The 19,910-nt window shown below is 58.9% G+C and carries 18 protein-coding genes and 1 tRNA gene; 11 read left to right on the plus strand and 8 right to left on the minus strand.

The features are described 5' to 3' along the window. Positions 1-390 precede the first annotated feature (390 nt). Together I6L46_RS03805 and I6L46_RS03810 are read right to left on the minus strand one after the other, a co-directional pair. Positions 391-531, minus strand: coding sequence for a hypothetical protein (locus I6L46_RS03805; RefSeq protein WP_205422401.1), 141 nt, complete (start codon positions 529-531; stop codon positions 391-393). 223 nt (positions 532-754) lie between these two features. Then, a tRNA-Pro gene (locus tag I6L46_RS03810) sits at positions 755-831 on the minus strand. 316 nt (positions 832-1,147) lie between these two features. On the opposite strand from I6L46_RS03810, the gene tadA reads away from it, so the two are divergent. The 9 genes from tadA to I6L46_RS03855 all read left to right on the plus strand — a co-directional run bounded on the left by tadA (position 1,148) and on the right by I6L46_RS03855 (position 12,195). Continuing rightward, positions 1,148-1,630, plus strand: coding sequence for a tRNA adenosine(34) deaminase TadA (gene tadA, locus I6L46_RS03815; RefSeq protein ID WP_254203152.1), 483 nt, complete (start codon positions 1,148-1,150; stop codon positions 1,628-1,630). 204 nt (positions 1,631-1,834) lie between these two features. Then, complete coding sequence (locus tag I6L46_RS03820) at positions 1,835-4,072, plus strand: ABC transporter permease subunit (RefSeq protein WP_005350696.1); 2,238 nt, start codon at positions 1,835-1,837, stop codon at positions 4,070-4,072. 32 nt (positions 4,073-4,104) lie between these two features. Continuing rightward, positions 4,105-5,754 (plus strand): phosphate ABC transporter permease PstA, encoded by a 1,650-nt coding sequence (gene pstA / locus I6L46_RS03825; RefSeq protein ID WP_216977432.1) that lies wholly within the window; start codon positions 4,105-4,107, stop codon positions 5,752-5,754. Positions 5,755-5,887: 133 nt separating this feature from the next. Further along, positions 5,888-6,706 (plus strand): phosphate ABC transporter ATP-binding protein PstB, encoded by an 819-nt coding sequence (gene pstB / locus I6L46_RS03830; RefSeq protein ID WP_216977433.1) that lies wholly within the window; start codon positions 5,888-5,890, stop codon positions 6,704-6,706. An 85-nt stretch (positions 6,707-6,791) separates the two neighbouring features. Next, entirely contained in the window at positions 6,792-7,502 is a 711-nt protein-coding gene (phoU, locus tag I6L46_RS03835) for a phosphate signaling complex protein PhoU (protein ID WP_139406435.1), read from the plus strand. A 190-nt stretch (positions 7,503-7,692) separates the two neighbouring features. After that, positions 7,693-9,012 carry a hemolysin family protein gene (locus tag I6L46_RS03840; protein WP_005334094.1) on the plus strand — a complete coding sequence of 440 codons (1,320 nt, stop codon included), beginning with the start codon at positions 7,693-7,695 and terminating at the stop codon, positions 9,010-9,012. A 19-nt stretch (positions 9,013-9,031) separates the two neighbouring features. Continuing rightward, positions 9,032-9,574, plus strand: coding sequence for a hypothetical protein (locus tag I6L46_RS03845; RefSeq protein ID WP_069555291.1), 543 nt, complete (start codon positions 9,032-9,034; stop codon positions 9,572-9,574). A 293-nt stretch (positions 9,575-9,867) separates the two neighbouring features. Beyond that, positions 9,868-10,770: a homocysteine S-methyltransferase family protein gene (locus tag I6L46_RS03850; protein WP_216977434.1), complete on the plus strand. Its 903-nt coding sequence runs from the start codon at positions 9,868-9,870 to the stop codon at positions 10,768-10,770. Positions 10,771-10,779: 9 nt separating this feature from the next. Next, positions 10,780-12,195, plus strand: a complete 1,416-nt coding sequence (locus tag I6L46_RS03855; protein ID WP_216977435.1) for a basic amino acid/polyamine antiporter — start codon at positions 10,780-10,782, stop codon at positions 12,193-12,195. Between the two features lie 111 nt (positions 12,196-12,306). Here I6L46_RS03855 and I6L46_RS03860 read toward each other — a convergent pair whose 3' ends face one another. After that, a complete protein-coding gene (locus tag I6L46_RS03860; protein WP_179903595.1) occupies positions 12,307-13,146 on the minus strand; it encodes a sterol desaturase family protein in 840 nt (279 codons plus the stop codon). Between the two features lie 168 nt (positions 13,147-13,314). Between I6L46_RS03860 and I6L46_RS03865 the strand changes: the two genes are divergently transcribed. After that, entirely contained in the window at positions 13,315-14,106 is a 792-nt protein-coding gene (locus I6L46_RS03865) for an ABC transporter substrate-binding protein (protein ID WP_216977436.1), read from the plus strand. 107 nt (positions 14,107-14,213) lie between these two features. Here I6L46_RS03865 and I6L46_RS03870 read toward each other — a convergent pair whose 3' ends face one another. From I6L46_RS03870 to I6L46_RS03880, 4 genes are all read right to left on the minus strand, one after another. Next, entirely contained in the window at positions 14,214-14,957 is a 744-nt protein-coding gene (locus I6L46_RS03870) for an amino acid ABC transporter ATP-binding protein (RefSeq protein ID WP_139734040.1), read from the minus strand. Next, positions 14,941-15,063, minus strand: coding sequence for a hypothetical protein (locus I6L46_RS20755; protein ID WP_302054296.1), 123 nt, complete (start codon positions 15,061-15,063; stop codon positions 14,941-14,943). Before I6L46_RS20755 ends, I6L46_RS03870 begins: the two co-directional genes overlap by 17 nt. Further along, positions 15,047-16,006, minus strand: a complete 960-nt coding sequence (locus tag I6L46_RS03875; protein WP_216977437.1) for an amino acid ABC transporter permease — start codon at positions 16,004-16,006, stop codon at positions 15,047-15,049. Before I6L46_RS03875 ends, I6L46_RS20755 begins: the two co-directional genes overlap by 17 nt. Before the next feature lie 99 nt (positions 16,007-16,105). After that, positions 16,106-16,906, minus strand: a complete 801-nt coding sequence (locus I6L46_RS03880; RefSeq protein WP_162516040.1) for a transporter substrate-binding domain-containing protein — start codon at positions 16,904-16,906, stop codon at positions 16,106-16,108. A 513-nt stretch (positions 16,907-17,419) separates the two neighbouring features. Here I6L46_RS03880 and I6L46_RS03885 point away from each other — a divergent pair. Continuing rightward, the gene (locus I6L46_RS03885; RefSeq protein WP_113738713.1) at positions 17,420-18,556 is read left to right on the plus strand and encodes a GGDEF domain-containing protein; all 1,137 of its coding nucleotides are present in this window, start codon (positions 17,420-17,422) and stop codon (positions 18,554-18,556) included. Positions 18,557-18,574: 18 nt separating this feature from the next. Here I6L46_RS03885 and I6L46_RS03890 read toward each other — a convergent pair whose 3' ends face one another. Further along, positions 18,575-19,909 carry an MFS transporter gene (locus I6L46_RS03890; protein WP_216977438.1) on the minus strand — a complete coding sequence of 445 codons (1,335 nt, stop codon included), beginning with the start codon at positions 19,907-19,909 and terminating at the stop codon, positions 18,575-18,577. Between the last annotated feature and the right edge of the window lies 1 nt (position 19,910).

Consider the following 19,910-nt stretch of genomic DNA (forward strand, 5'->3'; position numbering starts at 1 on the left):
ACGTAATAAAATTACAAATGCAAAAACAAATCCCGACCTAACTCCAGGCTTTGCCAAAACAGCTGTATAAAGTGCGTTTGAATGTGGCAATGAAAGTTTTGCTATTGCTAGGTCTGGTTGGTGAACGTGCGTTTTAAACTTGGCGTGGTGATGCAGGCTTTGTTGGCACCTGCGGCTGCAGTGATGGAAAGTGAAGCGCAATAACGTAGGTTTGTATCAGTTGTCGGGGGGAATGTCGGGTAGGGAGGGGGGAGAAGCTTCAGTCAATAATGCTGCCATCCTAGATGGAATTAGCAGTTTGTCGTTTTTTGCTTATTTCTCGCCAAGGGCGGGAAACAGAGGGCGTTGAACAGGCGATGCGCCGGGGATTGAGCGGCCATCTGGCCGGGCTTAATAGTCATCATCCGGTTCGGCAAGATCGATCACATCCAGCTGGACGACCTGTTCATCTTCGTTTTCGGTATGGCAAGGGGTGTCGTGAGGAACGGAATAAAGCGCATTGGCGGGTGTGAGATCTGTGGTCTGGTTCATGCCTGGTCCTGTGTTGCACGCAAGCCGGACAGTGATCCCTTCAATCGTGTTTCCACCTCCCTGTGTTGTCTACCGGCGGAAAGTTGCGCATCTTAATGAGTTCGGCAAAAAGATTCAAGTGGTTCTGAGTATTTTTTGTTCTTGGTAGGCTGGCGTTGTCAGGAGGATAAATCGGAGGCAAAAAAATAGCCCAGTCGTTTGACTGGGCTATTCTCAGGGAAAATGGTCGGTGTGAGAGGATTCGAACCTCCGACCCTCTACACCCCATGCAGATGCGCTACCTGGCTGCGCTACACACCGACGGAGTCAGACTCGGCTGACGGGGAGGAAGTCTAATAGCATGGCCAAACGGGTGCAACTCCTTTTTTATCATAGAGATGCCGATTGCTTCTTTATTGCTCAGTCTGGATGTGGCTTGGGTCTGACGTGCAGATTTGGCATAATCGCCGCCCTGTCACCGCGAGCTATCATGCCAGCTATCTATGGAATCATCTGACAGATGTGGATAGCGAGAATGCAAACAGCACAATTGAACAATATATATAAAGAGGGGATGGGCGTGAAACCATCAGAGGTCCCAGAGACACCAAGTCAGACCGAGCAGGACGAACAGTGGATGCGCCATGCCATGACATTGGCCGCCCGGGCCGAAGGGATTGGCGAGATCCCGGTCGGTGCCGTACTGGTGCTGGATGGTCAGGTGGTGGGAGAGGGGTGGAATCGCTCCATCAGCGAACACGATGCCTGTGCCCATGCCGAGGTGATGGCAATCCGGGCGGCGGGCCAGCAGCTGGCGAACTACCGGCTGCTCGACACCACTCTTTATGTGACGCTGGAGCCCTGCTGTATGTGTGCCGGTGCGCTGATCCATAGCCGGGTCAAGCGGGTGGTTTACGGCGCCCGAGATCTCAAGACCGGTGCCGCGGGGTCGGTGTTCGAGATCTTGCAGGACCCGCGCCACAACCACAGTGTCGAGCTGACCGGCGGTGTGCTGGCCGATGCCTGCTCGGCCCAGTTGTCGGCCTTCTTCAAGCGCCGCCGTGCCGAGAAAAAGGCGGCCAAACTGGCGCTGCAACAATCAAACGATACCCTTTCCTGAATCATTCGGGGGCAGCGCAGGCTGCCCTTGCTGATTATCAGCATAAATATCCCTTTATAAACAATATATTATGCTCGCCCACCTTCGAAGGGATCCCCGCCCGTTTTTCCGCTAACAACCTCTGTTAAAGCGTTCTCGATGTAACAAAACTGTCATGCAACCGCCATATAATGCCGCGAAGCCTAGCTTACATTGAGGTCTTGCATGTCATCGGAATCGTTAAACCTGGTCATGGCGGGCAGTAGAAAACGCCGGATCAAGGATAAATTGGCCAAATATGGCGTCACCACAGGCGGAGCCCTGGTACTGGTGGCGCTGCTGCTTATCTTCTTTTATCTGCTCTATGTGGTGAAACCCATCTTCAATGGCGCCTCCATGGAGCCGACCGCCTCGTTTACCCTGCCTGCCGCAGGGAAGACCGCCTGGCTCGGCGTGGAAGAGCAGAACGAGATCGGCTATCGCTTCAGCGATAAAGGGCAGGTCAACTTCTTTGCGGTGCAGGGAGATGACAAGATCAAGGTCGGCCAGTCACTGGGTCAGGCCCAGGTTGCTGGTGACATCACCACGGTAGCGACCCCTGCTCCTGGTCAGCGGCTGATCGCTTACGGCTTTGCCGATGGCAAGGCGCAGGTCGTCCAGCCAGCGTTCAAGGTCTCCTATCCCAACGATGTGCGGGTGATTGAACCCAGCCTGCAATATCCCTTCGGCGAAGAGCCTGTGGTGATCGACCCGCAAGGGAAGGCACTGCAACTGATGGTGTTCGAAGCCACCAAGGACAAGATGGCGACCGCCGCCGTGACCGAAGATGGTCGTGGTGTGATGACGGTGATGAGCGGTGAGGAGAACTTCATCTCCGGGGAGATTGAGTGGAGCAGTGAAAACTATACGATTCCCTCCCTGCCGCGCCATGTGGATCAGATGTTGCTGACCCCTAATCTGCGGATCCTGTTCGTGCGCGAGGGCAATCGCCTCTCCGTCTATGACATTCATAACCTGAGCGAAATCTCCCTGCGCAACGTGTTGGAGATCAATGCCCCCAACGCCAATGTGACCCGGGTTCAGCTGCTCTCCGGCGCCTCTTCACTGCTGGTGGGTAATGACAACGGCGTCATCTCCCAGTGGTTCGAAGTGGCGAAGGATGGCAAACGCCAGTTCACCCAAATTCGTGACTTCAAGGGTGATGGTGCGGTAGATCTGCTGACTCCTGAGCACTTTCGCAAAGGCTTCATCAGTGCCGACAAGGATGGCATCATCAGTTTCTTCCACGCCACCGGCGAGACCAAGCTGCTGACCGAGACGGTGGAAGGGGGCGAACTCTCTGCCCTGGCCATCTCCCCTCGTCACAATCTGTTGCTGATGCAGCAAGGGAATACCTTCAAGCTCTTCTCGGTGGAGAACGAACACCCCGAAGTGACCTGGTCTGCCCTCTGGCAACAGGTGTGGTACGAAGGGTATCCGGAGCCCCAGTATGTGTGGCAATCCACCTCCGCCAGCAACGACTTTGAAGCCAAGCTGAGTTTGGTGCCGCTGGTATTCGGTACGCTGAAAGCCTCTTTCTACGCCATGGTGTTTGCTGTGCCGCTCGGCGTGGCCGGTGCCATCTATACCGCCTACTTCATGTCGGCGGGGCTGCGTAAATACGTCAAGCCGACGGTCGAGATCATGGCGGCGCTGCCGACCGTTATCCTGGGCTTCCTGGCGGGTCTGTGGCTGGCGCCGATCATCGAGGGTGCCTTGCCCGGGGTGATCCTGCTGCTGGTATTGCTGCCGATGGGGATGCTGCTGACTGCACTGCTCTGGAACTATCTGCCGGAGCGCGGCAAGTCCTTGCTGCCGGAGGGGTGGCACGCCATCCTGCTGATCCCGGTGCTGCTGCTGATTGGCTGGGGGGCCTTCGCCCTGAGCCCGCTCATCGAGAATGCTTTTATGCACGGCGATTCGCGCATCTGGCTGACTCATGAAATGGGCATCAAGTTTGACCAGCGCAACTCGCTGGTGGTCGGTATCGCCATGGGCTTTGCGGTCATCCCCACCATCTTCTCCATCGCTGAAGATGCGGTCTTCTCGGTGCCCAAGCACCTGACCCAGGGCTCGTTGGCGCTGGGGGCCACCCCGTGGCAGACCCTGAGCCGGGTGGTGATCCTCACCGCCAGCCCGGGCATCTTCTCTGCGGTGATGATGGGCCTTGGCCGCGCCGTGGGCGAGACCATGATCGTGCTGATGGCTACCGGCAACACCCCCATCATGGACTTCTCCATGTTCCAGGGGCTGCGCACCCTCGCCGCCAACATCGCGGTGGAGATGCCGGAATCGGAAGTGGGCAGCTCCCACTATCGGGTACTGTTCCTCGCGGCCTTCGTCCTGTTTGTGTTCACCTTTTTGTTCAACACCCTGGCCGAGTTTGTCCGTCAGCGGTTGCGTGAAAAATACAGCTCGATGTAAGGGGCGACTCTGTAATGGACAAGGAATCGACAATGGGTAAGTGGTTTAAATCAGGGGCCCCCTGGATCTGGATGACCGGCGGTGCCGTCAGCCTGAGTCTGGTGGCGGTACTGGGTCTGCTGCTGCTGATCGGCTGGCGTGGTCTGGTCTACTTCTGGCCGCACCCCATCTATGAGTGGCAGCTGGAAGACGCCAGCGGCAACAAGAGCGTACTGATCGGCGAGATCAACGATCGCGAGCAGGTACCGGTGGAGCGACTGCGCGCCGCAGGTCTGCCACTGGAAGGGGAAGAGCGCGAGCTGCTGACCCGCTATCTGGTCAAGACCGGCAACCGTGAGTTCGTTGACCTCGATTTTCGCTGGGTGCTGGAGACGGACATCAAGTCCCAGAGCCAGCCGGCTGAGCTGGCCATGGTTGAGCGTGCCACCAACGGCAACTTCTATGGCTATATCGTCGGGGTGAAAGAGGATGGCCGCGAGCTCACCTCTGATCTGCATTCTGCCCTGCAGCGGGTGCTGGCGCGAGCCAATGCCCTTTCAGAACAGGCCAACGATCTGCAAAAAGGGGACATCGGCAGCATCAACTATCAACTGGAGCGGCTGCGCCTGAAAGAGCGCAAGGCCGAGCTGGATGACAAGCTGACCGAGCAGCTCAAAGCCGAACTGGCCAGCGAGCGTCAGGCCCTCAACGATCGCTATCAGGTGCTGGAAAAAGAGCTCTTCTCCCTGCGTAGCCAAGCGGACCGCGACGCCATTACCGTCAAGGATATGCGTGGCGAGCTGGTGACCATGCCGATGTCCAAGGTACTGGACGTGGTATGGCCCAACGACATGAGCCTGCTGGCCAAGGTGGGTCACTGGTTCCACCAGATCGGCAAGTTCGTCTCTGACGATCCCCGTGAAGCCAACACCGAGGGCGGGGTGTTCCCGGCTATCTTCGGCACTGTGTTCATGGTGTTCCTGATGGCGATCATCGTGACCCCGCTGGGGGTGGTGGCGGCAGTCTACCTGCACGAATACGCGGGCAAGAACAGTCTGACCAAGATCATCCGCATTGCGGTGATCAACCTGGCGGGCGTGCCCTCCATCGTCTACGGCGTGTTTGGTCTGGGCTTCTTCGTTTACACCCTGGGGGGCAGCATCGACCGCCTCTTCTACCCGGAAGCGCTGCCGAGCCCAACCTTTGGTTCACCCGGCGTGATCTGGTCGGCGCTGACCCTGGCTATCCTGACCCTGCCGGTGGTGATTGTCTCCACCGAAGAGGGACTGGCGCGGATCCCGAGCACCATCCGTCAGGGCTCGTTGGCACTGGGCGCGACCCAGGCCGAGACCCTGTGGCGCATCGTGCTGCCGATGGCGAGCCCGGCCATCATGACCGGCCTTATTCTGGCTATTGCCCGTGCAGCCGGTGAAGTGGCGCCGCTGATGCTGGTGGGGGTGGTAAAACTGGCACCGACCCTGCCGATGGATGGCAACTTCCCGTATCTGCATGTGGAGCGCAAGTTCATGCACCTGGGCTTCCACATCTATGACGTCGGCTTCCAGAGCCCCAACGTCGAGGCGGCCCGCCCGCTGGTCTACGCCACCTCCTTCCTGCTGGTGACGGTGATCGTGGGTCTGAACCTGACCGCTATCGGTATTCGTAACCACTTGCGCGAGAAATTCCGGTCGCTGGAGCATTAATTCGGCGCCGCATGAGTGATACAAGAGTGAGATAACAGAGGGGCGGCCGAGCGCGAGCCGCCATCTCTCTGCACCAATACGTGAGGGGCGCCGGCAGCAGTCCGGCCACTCCAGATAGATTTTGAGGTAACAGATGATCAACGTAACGACCACGTCTACCCAGCACACCGCGCTGGACCTGCTCAACCTGACCTCGGAGCAGACCGCGCTGGAGGTGAAGGATCTCAACCTGTACTACGGCAGCAAGCAGGCGCTGTTCAACGTCAACATGAAGATCCCCAAAGGGCAGGTGACCGCCTTTATCGGCCCGTCAGGCTGTGGTAAATCGACCCTGCTGCGCTGCATCAACCGGATGAACGATCTGGTGGAGATCTGCCGCATCGAGGGGGAAATCCAACTGCACGGCCACAACATCTATGACAAGAGCGTCGATGTTTCCGCCCTGCGCCGTCAGGTGGGCATGGTGTTCCAGCGCCCGAACCCGTTCCCCAAGTCCATCTACGAGAACGTGGTCTATGGTCTGCGCCTGCAGGGGATCAACGATCGTCGCACTCTGGATGAAGCTGCCGAGCGCTCCCTGCGCGGTGCGGCCCTGTGGGACGAGGTGAAGGATCGTCTGCACGACAACGCCTTCGGTCTCTCCGGTGGTCAGCAGCAGCGTCTGGTGATTGCCCGCGCCATTGCAATCGAGCCGGAAGTGTTGCTGCTCGATGAGCCGACCTCGGCGCTCGACCCCATCTCCACCCTCACCATCGAGGAGCTGATCAACGAGCTCAAGAGCCAGTTCACCGTGGTGATCGTGACCCACAACATGCAACAGGCTGCGCGAGTGTCGGATCAGACCGCCTTCATGTATATGGGCGAGCTTATCGAGTACTCGGATACCAACACCATTTTCACCACCCCGGCCAAGAAAAAGACCGAAGATTACATTACTGGTCGTTACGGCTAAGGAGAGGAGAGGATGAATCTCAGCAAACAGATTGGCAGTCGGTTCAACGGCTAAGGCATAATCGGAGCAATCAAGGATTATTTGTATGGACAATATGAACCTCAATAAACACATCTCCGGTCAGTTCAATGCCGAGCTAGAGAACGTGCGCAACCAGGTGCTGGTGATGGGCGGTCTGGTGGAGCAGCAGCTCACCGACGCTATCGCGGCGATCCACGATCAGGATCTCGATGCGGCGCGCAAGATCGTGGCCAACGACCACAAGGTCAACGCGATGGAAGTGGCGATCGACGAGGAGTGCACCCGCATCATCGCCAAGCGTCAGCCGACTGCCTCCGACCTGCGACTGGTGATGGCCATCATCAAGACCATCACCGATCTGGAGCGCATTGGCGACGTGGCCGACAAGATCGCCCGCATGCTGACCGACAACGCCAACAAGCCGCAGCCGCCGCTGGTGTCGCTGGAGAACATGGGCCGTCGCACCATCAAGATGCTGCACGATGTGCTCGACGCTTTCGCCCGCATGGATCTGGATGCAGCGCTGGCGGTCTACAAGGAAGATGACAAGGTAGACCGGGAGTACGAGTCCATCATCCGCGAGCTGATGACCTACATGATGGAAGATCCCCGCACCATCCCCCAGGTGCTCAACGTGCTGTGGGCGGCGCGAGCCATCGAGCGGGTCGGCGATCGCTGCCAGCACATCTGCGAGTACATCGTCTACTACGTGAAAGGCAAGGATGTACGCCATACCAAGGCGGACGATCTGGGCACCCTGCTGGGCAAGGGCTAACCGGAAGTGAATAAAAAGGCGCGTGAAGCGCCTTTTTTGTTGCATAACTGGTCGGAGTAAGATAAAGCCCCCAACTGGCTGTTTTCTGATAGAATACTCCCCCTGTGTGAGTCCCGGATGGGCTCACGGTCCGGTCTCCCGGGCCCAGTTTGCCGTCTTGTGCTAAGGCGGGTGTAGCAATAGGTTAATCATGAGTTTTGCCGATAGTTTGTTCTTTTTAATGCTGCTGGTTGGCGGCAGTGTGTTCTTCTCCCTCTCCGAGATCTCTCTCGCCGCGTCTCGCAAAATCAAATTGCAGGTGATGGCGGATGAAGGTAATCGCCAGGCCGAAAAGGTGCTGGCCCTGCAGGCCCAGCCGGGCAACTTTTTCACTGTGGTGCAGATTGGCCTCAATACCGTCGCCATTCTGGGCGGTATCCTGGGTGAGTCTGCCCTCAACCCCGCCATCAAGGGGATTGTCTCCCAGTTCTACCAGGGCCCCTGGCTTGGCGAGATCAGCTCCGGTGCCTCCTTCGTGTTCGTCACCGGCATGTTTATCCTGATCGCCGATCTGATGCCCAAGCGTCTGGCCATGACCATGCCCGAGCAGATTGCCGTGGTGGTGGTGCGCCCCATGCTCTTCTTCGTCACCGTTTTGATGCCGCTGGTGTGGGTCTTCAACGGATTGGCGAACTCCCTGTTCCGTCTGATGCGCGTCTCCACGGTGCGTAACGACGAGATCACCTCCGACGATATCTATGCGGTGATGGATGCCGGTGCCGAGGCGGGGGTTATCCAGCGCGAGGAGCATCAGCTCATCGAGAACGTGTTCGAGTTGCAGTCCCTTGGTGTCACCTCTGCCATGACGGCCCGCGAGAGCCTCATCTACTTCACCCTGCAAGAGAGTGAAGAGAGCATCAAGGCGAAGATCGCCGAACATCCCCACAACAAGTTTCTGGTCTGTGACCACAACCTCGACAGCATCAAGGGCTTTGTCGATGCCAAAGAGCTGCTGATCCGCGTTATCGGCGGCCAGAGCATCGACCTGATCGGTGGCAACCTGGTGCAGAACGTCATCATCATCCCCGATACCCTGAACCTCTATGAGGCGATGGAGTACTTCAAGAACCACAGAGGCGACTTTGCCGTGGTGATGAATGAGTACGCGCTGGTGGTGGGGATTGTCACCATGAACGACCTGATGAGTACCGTCATGGGCGAGTGGGCGACCCACGTAGTGGAAGAGCAGATCGTCCAGCGCGACGAGAACTCCTGGCTGGTGGACGGGGTTACCCCCATCTCCGACGTGATGCGCGCCTTCGATATCGAAGAGTTCCCCGAGAACCAGAACTACGAGACCATCGCCGGCTTTATCATGTATATGCTGCGCAAGATCCCCAAGCGCACTGACTCGGTCAAATACGCCGGTTACAAGTTCGAGGTGGTGGATATCGACAGTTACAAGATTGATCAGCTGCTGGTTACCCGGGTCGAACCGGCTGTGGCCGAGAAGCCAGCTCAGGAATCGTAAAAGGAGCGACATAAGAGTCATGAAGATGCAGTCTCATTCCCGTGCGCTGGCCTGTGTCGCGCTCGCCCTGGCACTGGGTGCCTGTAGTCAGAGTGCGCCGCGCAAAGCCACAGTGGCAGCCAAGCCGGTAGCCCCCAAGCCTGCCGTGGTCGTGCCGCAGCCGGATCCCGATGCGGTGGTACAAAGTGGCATGGCCGAGCCGAGCCCGGTCTTTGATGAGCAGTATCATGGCCCGGATCAGGGGTCGCTGGAGTCGGTTACCGCCCTGTTTGCCCGTGGCTACATCGAGTCCGCCATGCGCGAGACCATGCTGGCGGCGGTGCACAACGACTATCCGCTGCTCGGCATGCGGGATGTGCGGTTGACCGATCCGGTCTCCAAATTCCTCACCTCCGAGCATGCGGCCACCACGGCCCATGACTATCTCTATGCGGGTGTGCAGCGTCGCCTCGGTCGTCCGCTCAGCCCTGCCCAGTGGGAGCAGATCTGGCGCGGCTTGCCGCAGCAGGGTCGGGTCTCCGACTGGGTCAAACAGATTAAGCGAGTGCTGGCCGGGCGTTAAGTTACCAGCGGATCAAGATTGTGATGAGGCCACCTTCGGGTGGCCTCTTGCATTTCTGCTTTTGCCTCGCCGTTTGCACGCTGATTTCTGCTGATACTGATTGCCGCCCGTGGCGCTTTGCTTTATCTTGTTTTGGCCATCTAAACATCCATATGTTTTTATGGCTGTATAATAAAATGGCTTCCCAGGATGAAGCGGGACGATCTGCAGCGATTCGATGCGAAACCGCAGATCAACAAAACAAACAGATAAATACGCAAATAAACAACGCACATAACGAAGAGACACGACAGATGGAAACCAGGGAATTGTGGGTGCTGGATGGGGGCATGGGGCGCGAGTTGGCACGGCGAGGGGCACCGTTTCGTCAACCCGAGTGGTCGGCGCTGGCCTTGATGGAGGCGCCAGAGACGGTGCGTGATGTGCATCAGGCCTATGTGGCGAGCGGGGCCAGGGTCATTACTACCAACAGCTATGCGCTGGTGCCGTTTCATATCGGCGATGAGCGTTTCTTTGCCGATGGGGAGGGGCTGGCAGCGCTGGCTGGTCAACTGGCCCGTGAGGTGGCTGACGAGCAGAAGGGCGCCGTGCAGGTGGCGGGTTCTCTGCCACCGCTGTTTGGATCCTACCGTGCCGACCTGTTCAAGGCGGACCGGGTGAGCGAGCTGGCGACACCGCTTATCCGGGCGCTATCCCCTTATGTGGATATCTGGTTGGCCGAGACCATGAGCCTGATTGCCGAGCCACTGGCCCTGAAAGCGCTGTTGCCTGACGATGGCAAGCCGTTCTGGGTCTCCTTCACGCTGGAAGATGAGGCGCCTGGCAACGAACCGCGACTGCGTTCCGGCGAGCAGGTGGCTGATGCGGTGACCACGTTAGTGGCGGCCGGGGTCGATGCCATCCTGTTCAACTGCTGTCAGCCCGAGGTGATCGAGGGGGCCCTCGAGGTTGCTCGCGCCCGATTGCAGGCGCTGGGCCGCGCTGACATTCGCCTCGGTGCCTATGCCAACGCCTTCCCGCCGCAACCCAAGGAGGCCACCGCCAATGATGGGCTGGACGAGATCCGTGCCGATCTGGGGCCGCTGGATTACCTTGGCTGGGCCGAGCGCTGGCGCGCAGCCGGTGCGAACTTGATCGGCGGTTGCTGCGGCATCGGCCCCGAGCATATTCAGGCGCTGAGCCGCCGGTTGCGCTAAGGAGCTTCCATGAAAGAGAGCAAGATTGGGCTCTGGTCACTCACCGCGCTGGTGTTCAGCTCCATGGTGGGGGCGGGGATTTTTAGCCTGCCCCAGAACATGGCCGAGGTGGCAGGCGCCCGCGCCGTGCTGATCGGCTGGGGCGTGACGGGTGTGGGCATCCTGGCGCTCGCCATGAGTTTTCTCTATCTGTCGCGACTCAGGCCGGATCTCGACGGCGGTATCTACAGCTACGCCCGCGCCGGTTTTGGCGAGCTGGTAGGCTTCTTCTCTGCCTGGGGCTACTGGCTCTGCGCCACCATCGGCGTGGTGGGTTATCTGGTGATCGCCTTTGCGGCGCTTGGCAGCTTTATCGACACCCCCGAGCAGATCTGGTTTGGTGAGGGCAACACGCTGGCAGCGTTTGTCGGCGAGTCCTGCATCCTCTGGGCTGTGCACCTGCTGGTGGCCCGCGGCGTGCAGCAGGCGGCGCTGTTCAATCTGGTGGCGACCCTGGCCAAGAGCCTGCCTCTGCTGCTGTTTATCCTGTTTGCCTGCTACTGGTTCGATCCGGTCACCTTCGCGGCGGATCAGCAGGGCAGCACCCTGGCGGTGCCGGTCTCCGAGCAGGTGCGCAACACCATGCTCATCACCCTCTGGGTCTTCACCGGTATCGAGGGGGCTGCGGTGTTGTCGGCCCGCGCCCGAAATCGGCGGGATGTGGGCACGGCCACCGTGCTTGGGGTGCTATTGGCGCTGCTGCTCTATGTGCTTATCTCGGTGCTGGCGCTCGGAATATTGAGTCGGCCCGAGCTCGCAGCGCTGCCCAACCCCTCCATGGCAGGGCTGATGGCCCAGATGACCGGCTCCTGGGGCAAGCTGCTCATCAGCGTCGGCCTTATCGTCTCGGTGCTCGCCTCCTACGTGAGCTGGACCCTCTTCTCGGCCGAGGTGCCGTTCAGCGCGGCCCGACACGGCGCGTTTCCTGCTATCTTCCGGCGCCAGAACCGCAACGGGACGCCTATCGCATCGCTCTGGCTCACCAGCCTGACGGTGCAGACTTGCCTGCTGCTGGTGTGGCTGCTCGGCAAGGGCTACACCAGCCTGCTGCTTATCTCTACCTCGATGATTTTGGTGCCCTACCTGCTGATCGGCCTGTTCTTGCTCAAGCTCTCGTTCAGCAAGAAGGGTGAGGGCGGGCAGGGCAGCGGTCTGATGCGGGCGGTAGCGCTGGTATCGAGTTGTTACGGTTTCTGGCTGCTCTATGCTGCCGGGGTGGAGTATCTGCTGCTGTCGTTGTTGCTCTACGGGCCGGGTCTGCTGCTGTTTCTCTACAGCCGTCGTCAGCTGGGCGCAGATCTTTGCCTGAGTGGTCGCGAACGGCTGTTGGCCGGAGTGACCTTGCTGAGCCTGATCCCCGCCGTCTGGTCGTTCGCTCATCTCTGATATCGAAGATGTGACTGACCATAAAAGAGAGCGCCGCCGTGGCGCTCTCTTGTTATCAGGGACTGGTTATCAGGGGCTTGCTATCCGGGAGTTGTGACCTGGGGAGAAGGCTTAGCGGCTGGCAGGTCCGGCCGGTTTGCCAAACAGCACTGCGAGCTTTTGTCGCCAGGGTAGGCCACGGGCGTCACGCAGCATGTCGCGCCATTCGTGGAAGGTGAGAGTGAGGGGGTTGAAGCTGTGGATCGGCTTGGTGATGCCGAAGCGGCATGGCTCGGCCGGATCTTCTTCGACAAAGGTGCCGAACAGCCGATCCCAGATGATCAGCACCCCGGCGAAGTTGCGGTCTATGTACTTGGCGTTGCTGGCGTGGTGCACCCTGTGGTGGGAGGGGGTGTTGAAGATCCACTCAAGCCAGCCGAGCTTGTCCACCACCTGGGTGTGGACGAAAAACTGGAAGCCCAGACTCAGCATCACGGTGGCGACCACCGCCTCAGGCGGGAAGCCGATGACAATCATCGGGATCCAGAACAGCCACATGCCGGAGATCGGGTACATCAGGCTCTGGCGAAAAGCGGTGGAGAGGTTGAGCCGCTCTGAGCTGTGGTGCACCACGTGGGAGGCCCACAGCCAGCGAACATGGTGGCTGGTGAAGTGGAACAGCCAGTAACAGAGATCCTGCAACAGGAACAGCAGTAGCACACTCCAGAGATTCAGCTCGATATCGAACAGTCGCCAGCCCCAGAGGGTGTCATACAGATAAGCAATAGCGATGGCCGCCAGCGCATCGCCCCCTTGGTGCATCAGGGCCAGCGCGGCGTTGGCGAACAGATCCCGCCACTGGTAGGTGGCAGTGGGAAAGGCCGCGCCATGTTTGCGCAGGTAGAGCATCTCCCAGCCGATAAAGGCCAGAAAAATCGGGGAGAGGTAGAGCAGAAGCAGTTGCACATCCATATGCGGCCATCCATTCAGAGCAATTGCTCTCCAGCATAAAGGATGGCCTTAATAATTCATTAACATTTTTCTGCCAACGAAGAGATGGCATGAATTATGGCGCGGCAGCAGAGGAAGGCGCGCTGGATGGCTATGCTTGATGCAGGCTTTTTCAGGAGGTGCTGGCTTATGCGCGTCTGGTATTGCTTGTTGCTGGGGTTGTGCATGATGGCGCACGCCAAGACCCGGGTCGAGATTCTGGCGGATGCCGCCTATCCCCCCTACTCCTGGCAGGAGGGGGAGGAGGTCAGGGGGATCTATGTAGACATCATCCGCGAGGTGACCTCTGCCATGCCTGACTATGAGGTAGTGCTCAAGCCCATGCCGTGGCGGCGCGGTCTGAGCATGGTGGAGCAGGGGACCGCCTTCGCCATCTTTCCACCCTACTACATGCCCGATACCCGCCCTTATATGTGGCCCTACTCCCAGCCGATGCTGGATGAAGAGCTGGTGGTGATGTGCGGCGCCAGTGTGGCGGCCAATACCCCGCAGGCCAGGTTTCCGCTCGACTATCACGGTTTACGCTTTGGCATGAACGCCGGTTTTGCCGTCGGCGGCGATGCCTTTTGGCAGGCGGTAAAAGAGAAGCAGATCGACGTGGAGGAGGTGAAAAGCAATCGGGAGAACTTGCTCAAGATTGTCCGCGGCCGGGTCGATTGCACCATCAATGATCGCCTCTCCCTGCTCTATGAGTTGCTCAACATGATAAAGGCCGATCAGCTGGCGGTGGCCGATATGTCCTTGCTCAAACAGGGGCCGGTGCTCAGCAAGGAGCAGGGGTTTCTCGGCTACAGCCGCAAGGGGGAGTACCCCTACAAACAGGCCTTTATCGACCAGTTTGACAAGGAGCTCTATCAGCTCAAAAAACGTGACGGGGTGAAAGTGATCGTGGAGCGCTATTTGGGAAAGTCCCCGCGCTGAGCCGATGAGATGGGCACTCGGGTTCAGCTGGGTTAAGCCTGCTCAGCGTGACACACAAGAAGAGGGACCTTGCAGTCCCTCTTCGTTTATCCAGCAGAGCATGTTGGCTACAGCACCTGACTCAGGAACTGGCGCAGACGCGGGGAGGGGGGATTGTCGAAGAAGTCGGCCGGTTTTTCATCTACCAGCAGTTCGCCACTCTCCATAAAGAGCACCCGATCCGCTACCTCGCGGGCAAAGCCCATCTCGTGGGTCACCACCACCATGGTCATCCCTTCGCGGGCCAGTCCCTTCATCACATCGAGCACTTCCCCCACCATTTCGGGGTCGAGCGCACTGGTGGGCTCGTCAAACAGCATGATGCGTGGCTGCATGGCGAGTGCCCGGGCGATGGCCACCCGCTGTTGCTGACCGCCGGAGAGTTGGGAGGGATAGCTGGCCGCTTTCACCGACAGCCCCACTTTCAGCAGCAGCGCCTTGGCTCTGTCTTCGGCCTCACGGCGCGACAGGCCGCGCACCTTTTGCGGGGCGAGACAGATGTTATCCAGCACCGTCAGGTGGGGGAAGAGGTTGAAGGACTGGAACACCATGCCCACCTCTTCCCGCAGCTTGTTGACATCGCCCGGCTCGGTCAGGCAGATCCCGTCCACCACGATATCGCCGTCGTTGATGGTCTCCAGCTGGTTGAGGGTGCGCAGAAAGGTGGACTTGCCGGAGCCGCTGGGGCCGACGATCACTACCACTTCCCCTTCGGCGACCTCGGTGGTGACGTTTTTCAGGGCATGCACTTCGCTGCCGTAGAACTTCTCTACACCGGTCGCTTTGATGATGGGATCAGTTGCTGCGCGCATATTTCAACTCCAGAAAACGAACCGGGAAGGCGAAGAGGGTGTCGGTGATGGCTGCACTTCTCGATGCCTGTTGCACCTTGATGATGGGATCAGTTACTGCGTGCATATTTCACCTCGAGACGGCGCACCAGAAAGGAGAGGGTACCGGTCAGTACCAGATAGAGCAGGGCTACGGTGAACCACACCTCGAACGGGCTGAAAGTGGAGCTTACCACCTCTCGTCCCGCCTTGGTCAGGTCGGTGATGGAGATGACTGACACCAGCGAGGAGTCCTTGATGAGGTTGATGAATTGGCCTGCCAGCGGTGGCAGCACCCGCTTGAATGCTTGCGGCAGGATGACGTAGCGCATGGTCTGGGCAGAGGTCATACCCAGGCTGCGGCCCGCCTCCATCTGCCCCTTGTGGATGGAGCTGATACCGGCGCGGACGATCTCCGCCACATAGGCACCGGTAAAGACCGCCAGTGCCGCGACCCCGGCGGTGAAGCGATCGAGGTTCAGCACGGTACCGATAAAGAAGTAGACAATAAAGATCTGCACCAGCAGCGGCGTGCCGCGGATGAGCTCAACGTAGGTGACCGCCAGATTGCGCAGGGCGGGATTGGGGGAGAGGCGCGCCAGCCCGGCCAGGGTGCCGAGCAGGATGGCGAAGATGCCTGCTACCAGCGAGAGCTTGACGGTGACCCAGACGCCCCAGGCGATGGGGCCTGCGGTCCAGCTCAGTTGGGTGTCGAGGGTATCGCCACGAAAAACGGTATCCCCTTCGGCGACTTGTACGCCGGTGCTGGCAATGGCTTGCCGCACATTGGGGTCGAGATCGTCTTGCAGGAACAGCTTGCCCTTCTCGGCCTCGCTGGTACCTGCAATCACGGTGCCGTCAAATTCGGCCAGATTCTTCTGCTCCGCCTGATAGGCGATGTATTGGGGAATGCGTTCCCAGCGCCAGGTGTAATCCACGGACTGGACAGCCTTGTAGATGCCGAATACGGCAACCAGCAGCATCAGCAGGAAAACCCCATGCCAGAGTAGCTGATTGGGTTGTTTTTCCATCTGTCTTGTCGGTTTGGGTGTGTGCACAGTCACAACCTCTTCTCGTTATTGTGTGGGGAGCTGCGTGGTGCAGGGGCGGCATGTGCCGCCCCCAGGAGGTTATTTGAGCTGATTCAGCCAGGCGTTGGATTCGAACCACTTCTTGTAGAGACGGTCGTAGCTGCCATCGCCCTTGATCTGGCGCAGGTAGTTGTTGAACCAGTTGAGGGTGTCCTGATCCCCTTTGCGGATGGCCCAGGCCAGCGGCTCGAAGGTGAACGGCTTGTCGAGGTGCACCACGGCACCCTGATTCTGGGAGGCGAAAATAGCGTTGTAGGGCAGGTCATAGACGAACGCATCGACCTTGCCGTTGATCACCTCCAGCTTGGCGTCATCCTGAGTTTCAAACTGCAGCAGGGTGGCTTTGGGGATCAGGCGCTTGACTGCCTGCTCGCCGGTGGTGCCGAGCTTGACCGCGATCTTGTATTTCGGGTCGTTGAGGTCGGTGAAGGATTTGATTTCGCCCGCCTTCTCTTTGCGCAGGACGATGGTCTGGCCGACCACGATGTAAGGGTCGGCAAAGTTGACCCGCAGGTTGCGCTGGGGAGTGACGGTCATGCCGCCCATGATGACGTCGAACTTGTTGGTCAGCAGCGCCGGAATGATGCCATCCCAAGCGGTGTTGACGAATTCGACCTTCACGCCCATCTCTTTGGCGACCATCTTGGCCAGATCCACGTCGAAGCCGATGTATTGGCCCTGCTTGTTGGTCATCTCGAAGGGTTGATAGCCGGCGTCGAAACCGACTCGCAGCACGCCGCGTTCGAGCACGGCATCCAGGGTGGAGCTAGGGGCTGGGGTCGGGGCCGCCGTGGCGATCCCGCAAAACAGCAGGGTAGAAAGAATCAGTTTTTTGATCATAAGTGACGTCTCTGTCGGTGGTGTGTTCGGCCTTGAACCTGATCCCGTGCGACTCCGTGGCACAAGAGACTGCTGCATCCGGCAACAGGCAAGACAGGATGAATGTCTTGAGCGGGACAAAAGCCCCATATGAGATGCTATGAATAGTGGTTGAGTGAAAAATGTACCAAAAACAGATTGTGTCAGAAGACTCAACAGGTTAGAGACATTTATTGCTCATGGCTTCATTCATAAAATCACACGAAAACAACATATCTATCTAATTGAGTGGGTTCAAGCCCAAATTATCCCCAAGACATTTTGTTACATAGAGAGGGGCTCGTATGTGGCTTGAGTCTGGTTGGGCTTATCTTTTTTGCATATCTCAAACCTGCTATAGCGGAATGGTGTGAGTTATCTGGTGGTGTGAAAAACAGACGAACAATATGTTTTTATTGTGAAAACAGTCAGGGTCTCTGGGTCTTGGCAAACGGTTCTCATATACTCACTTACCTCCCTCTGCCTGGTTTTGATATGGATGTCTCGTTGTTGCTGAAGCTGGATGTATTTACCCTGATGGTGATGGCATTGGGGGGATATAGCCTCGGGTTTATCACGCTCTCCATTATCTGGTCGACCCACCGGGAGATCCCGGGCATCGGGTTATGGTGGTGGTCCAGTCTCTGTGCGCTGGTGGCCCAGATACTTTTCTCGTTACAGGCATTTTTCCCCAGCTCCTCCGGCATCTGGCTGGCCAATACCCTGATCACTCTCTGCATTGTGTTGATGCCGCCGGCGCTGCAGCGCTTTTTCGGACAGCCCCCGAACTGGCGTGCTGGGGGGCTCTTTATGCTGGTCTATCTGCTGCTTCTGAGCTGGTGCATTGTGGAGGGGGGGATGGCGTCCCGGGTGTTGCTTGCTTGCCTGAGTTACATGGTGCTGGGTGCGGTGATCGTCTATCTGGTCTGGCGCCACGGCTACCCCCACTATCTGCCGGCGGTGATGGTCTTTACCCTGGTCAACGTGCTGCTCTACGCCTTCTACTTGATGCGGCTCTGGTTCCTCTGGCAGGACAACGTACAGATGCTGATGGATAAGAGCGGGGTCAATGTGCTGCCCTTCCTCTCCATGCTGATGGGTAGCTATCTTTCCACCTTCGGGGTGCTGCTGCTCTGTACCCAGTACCGTGCGCTGGCGCTGCGCCAGCAGGCTAGCCACGACCCTCTTACCGGTCTGCTCAACCGACGTGGCTTTATGGAGCAGCTGAAGCAGCAAAAGTGGGGTGACAGTGGTGCGCTGGCGGTGCTCGACATCGATGATTTCAAGCAGATCAATGACCAGCATGGTCATGAGGTGGGTGATCGGGTGCTGGCCGAGCTCGGTGCCTATCTGGGTAGTCAGCCCGATCTGGTGTGCAGTCGTTTCGGTGGCGAGGAGTTTGTGCTGCTCTTCTCGCAGCCCGGCGTGCTGGCCCTGCAGCGCTGCGAGGGATTGCTGGAGGAGGTCGCGAACCGCGACATGGGGGGGCTCTACATCACGGTCAGTATGGGACTCTCCCACTGGCAAGGGGAGTGGCACTTTGACCCTCTGTTCACTCAGGCCGACCATGCGCTCTACAGCGCCAAGCGGCAAGGCAAGAACCGGGTCTGTCAGGCTGGTCGGGAGGTGTAACTCCCGTTCAGTCCGGTATTACGTTATCTCGGCAGGCTGGGGGCGCGGTGCCTGCGCCTTGAGGAAGGGGAGCAGCAGCAGGGCCGAGACGCCCGCCGCCACCGAGATCACCACGAAGAAGCCGTTCCAGTGCCAGATCTCCATCACCTTGGCCAGCGGATAGCCCGACAGCGCCGCCCCCATGTAGGCGAACAGCCCGACAAAGCCGGTGGCCGCCCCCGCCGAGTTTTTGTGGGAGCACTCCGCCGCCGCCATGCCGATCAGCATCTGGGGGCCAAACACGAAAAAGCCGATGGTAAAGAAGCAGGCCGCTTGCATCACATAGCTGAAGAAGGGCATCAGCCAGAGCGACCCCACCGCCAGCAGGATCCCCACCGCAAAGATGAGGTTCATCGGGCCACGATTGCCGTTGAACAGCTTGTCCGATCCCCAGCCCGCCACCAGCGCACCGATAAAGCCTCCCACCTCGAACATGGAGATGGCCGAGTTGGCGCTCATCAGATTGAAGCCGCGCTGCTCGGTCATGTAGAGATTGCCCCAGTCATTGATGGCGGTGCGTACCACATAGACCAGTACGTAACAGCAGGCGAGCAGCCAGATATAGGGGTTGCCCAACACATACTTGCGCAGGATCTGGCGGTGGGAGAGCCCCGCATCCTGAGTCTGCTGGGCCAGCTCCATGGCGTCCTTGCGCCACTCGCCCACCGTTGGCAATCCCATGGCACTCGGGGTATCCCGCAGTCGCCAGCAGAGGAACAATCCCGCGATGATGGCGATAAGGCCGGGCACTATCATGCCGTAGCGCCAGCCATGTTGCAGAGCAATGGTGCTGACGATAAGGGGAATGAGCGCGCCGCCGACGTTGTGGGCGGTGTTCCAGGCCGACCACCAGACCCCGCGCTCGGTGCGCGAATACCAGCTGGTGAGCAGCTTGGAGCAGGGGGGCCACCCCCAGCCCTGGAAGAAGGCGTTGGCGACCCAGAGGGCGGCAAACATCCAGAGTGCTGACGAGATGCCGAACAGGATATTGATGACCCCGGTGGCCATCAAGCCAATCCCCATGAAGTAGCGCGGGTTGGCACGGTCGCTGATGATGCCGGAGAAGAACTTGGAGCAGCCGTAGGTGATGTAGAACAGGGTCCAGAGCATGCCGATATCGGACTTGTCCAGCATGCCGCTCGCCAGCATGTCCGGCATGGCGAAGTTGAAGCTCTTGCGGGTGAAGTAGAAGACCGCGTAGCCCAGATACATGGTCAGCAGCAGGTGCAGTCGCCAGTGGCGATAGGTGGCGCCGATCTCGGCCTGATCCCGGATAAGGGGCCGGGGCGGCGCGCTTCTCATAAAACTCAGCACA

It is taken from the genome of Aeromonas sp. FDAARGOS 1416 (assembly GCF_019048085.1).
GTDB lineage: Bacteria > Pseudomonadota > Gammaproteobacteria > Enterobacterales > Aeromonadaceae > Aeromonas > Aeromonas veronii.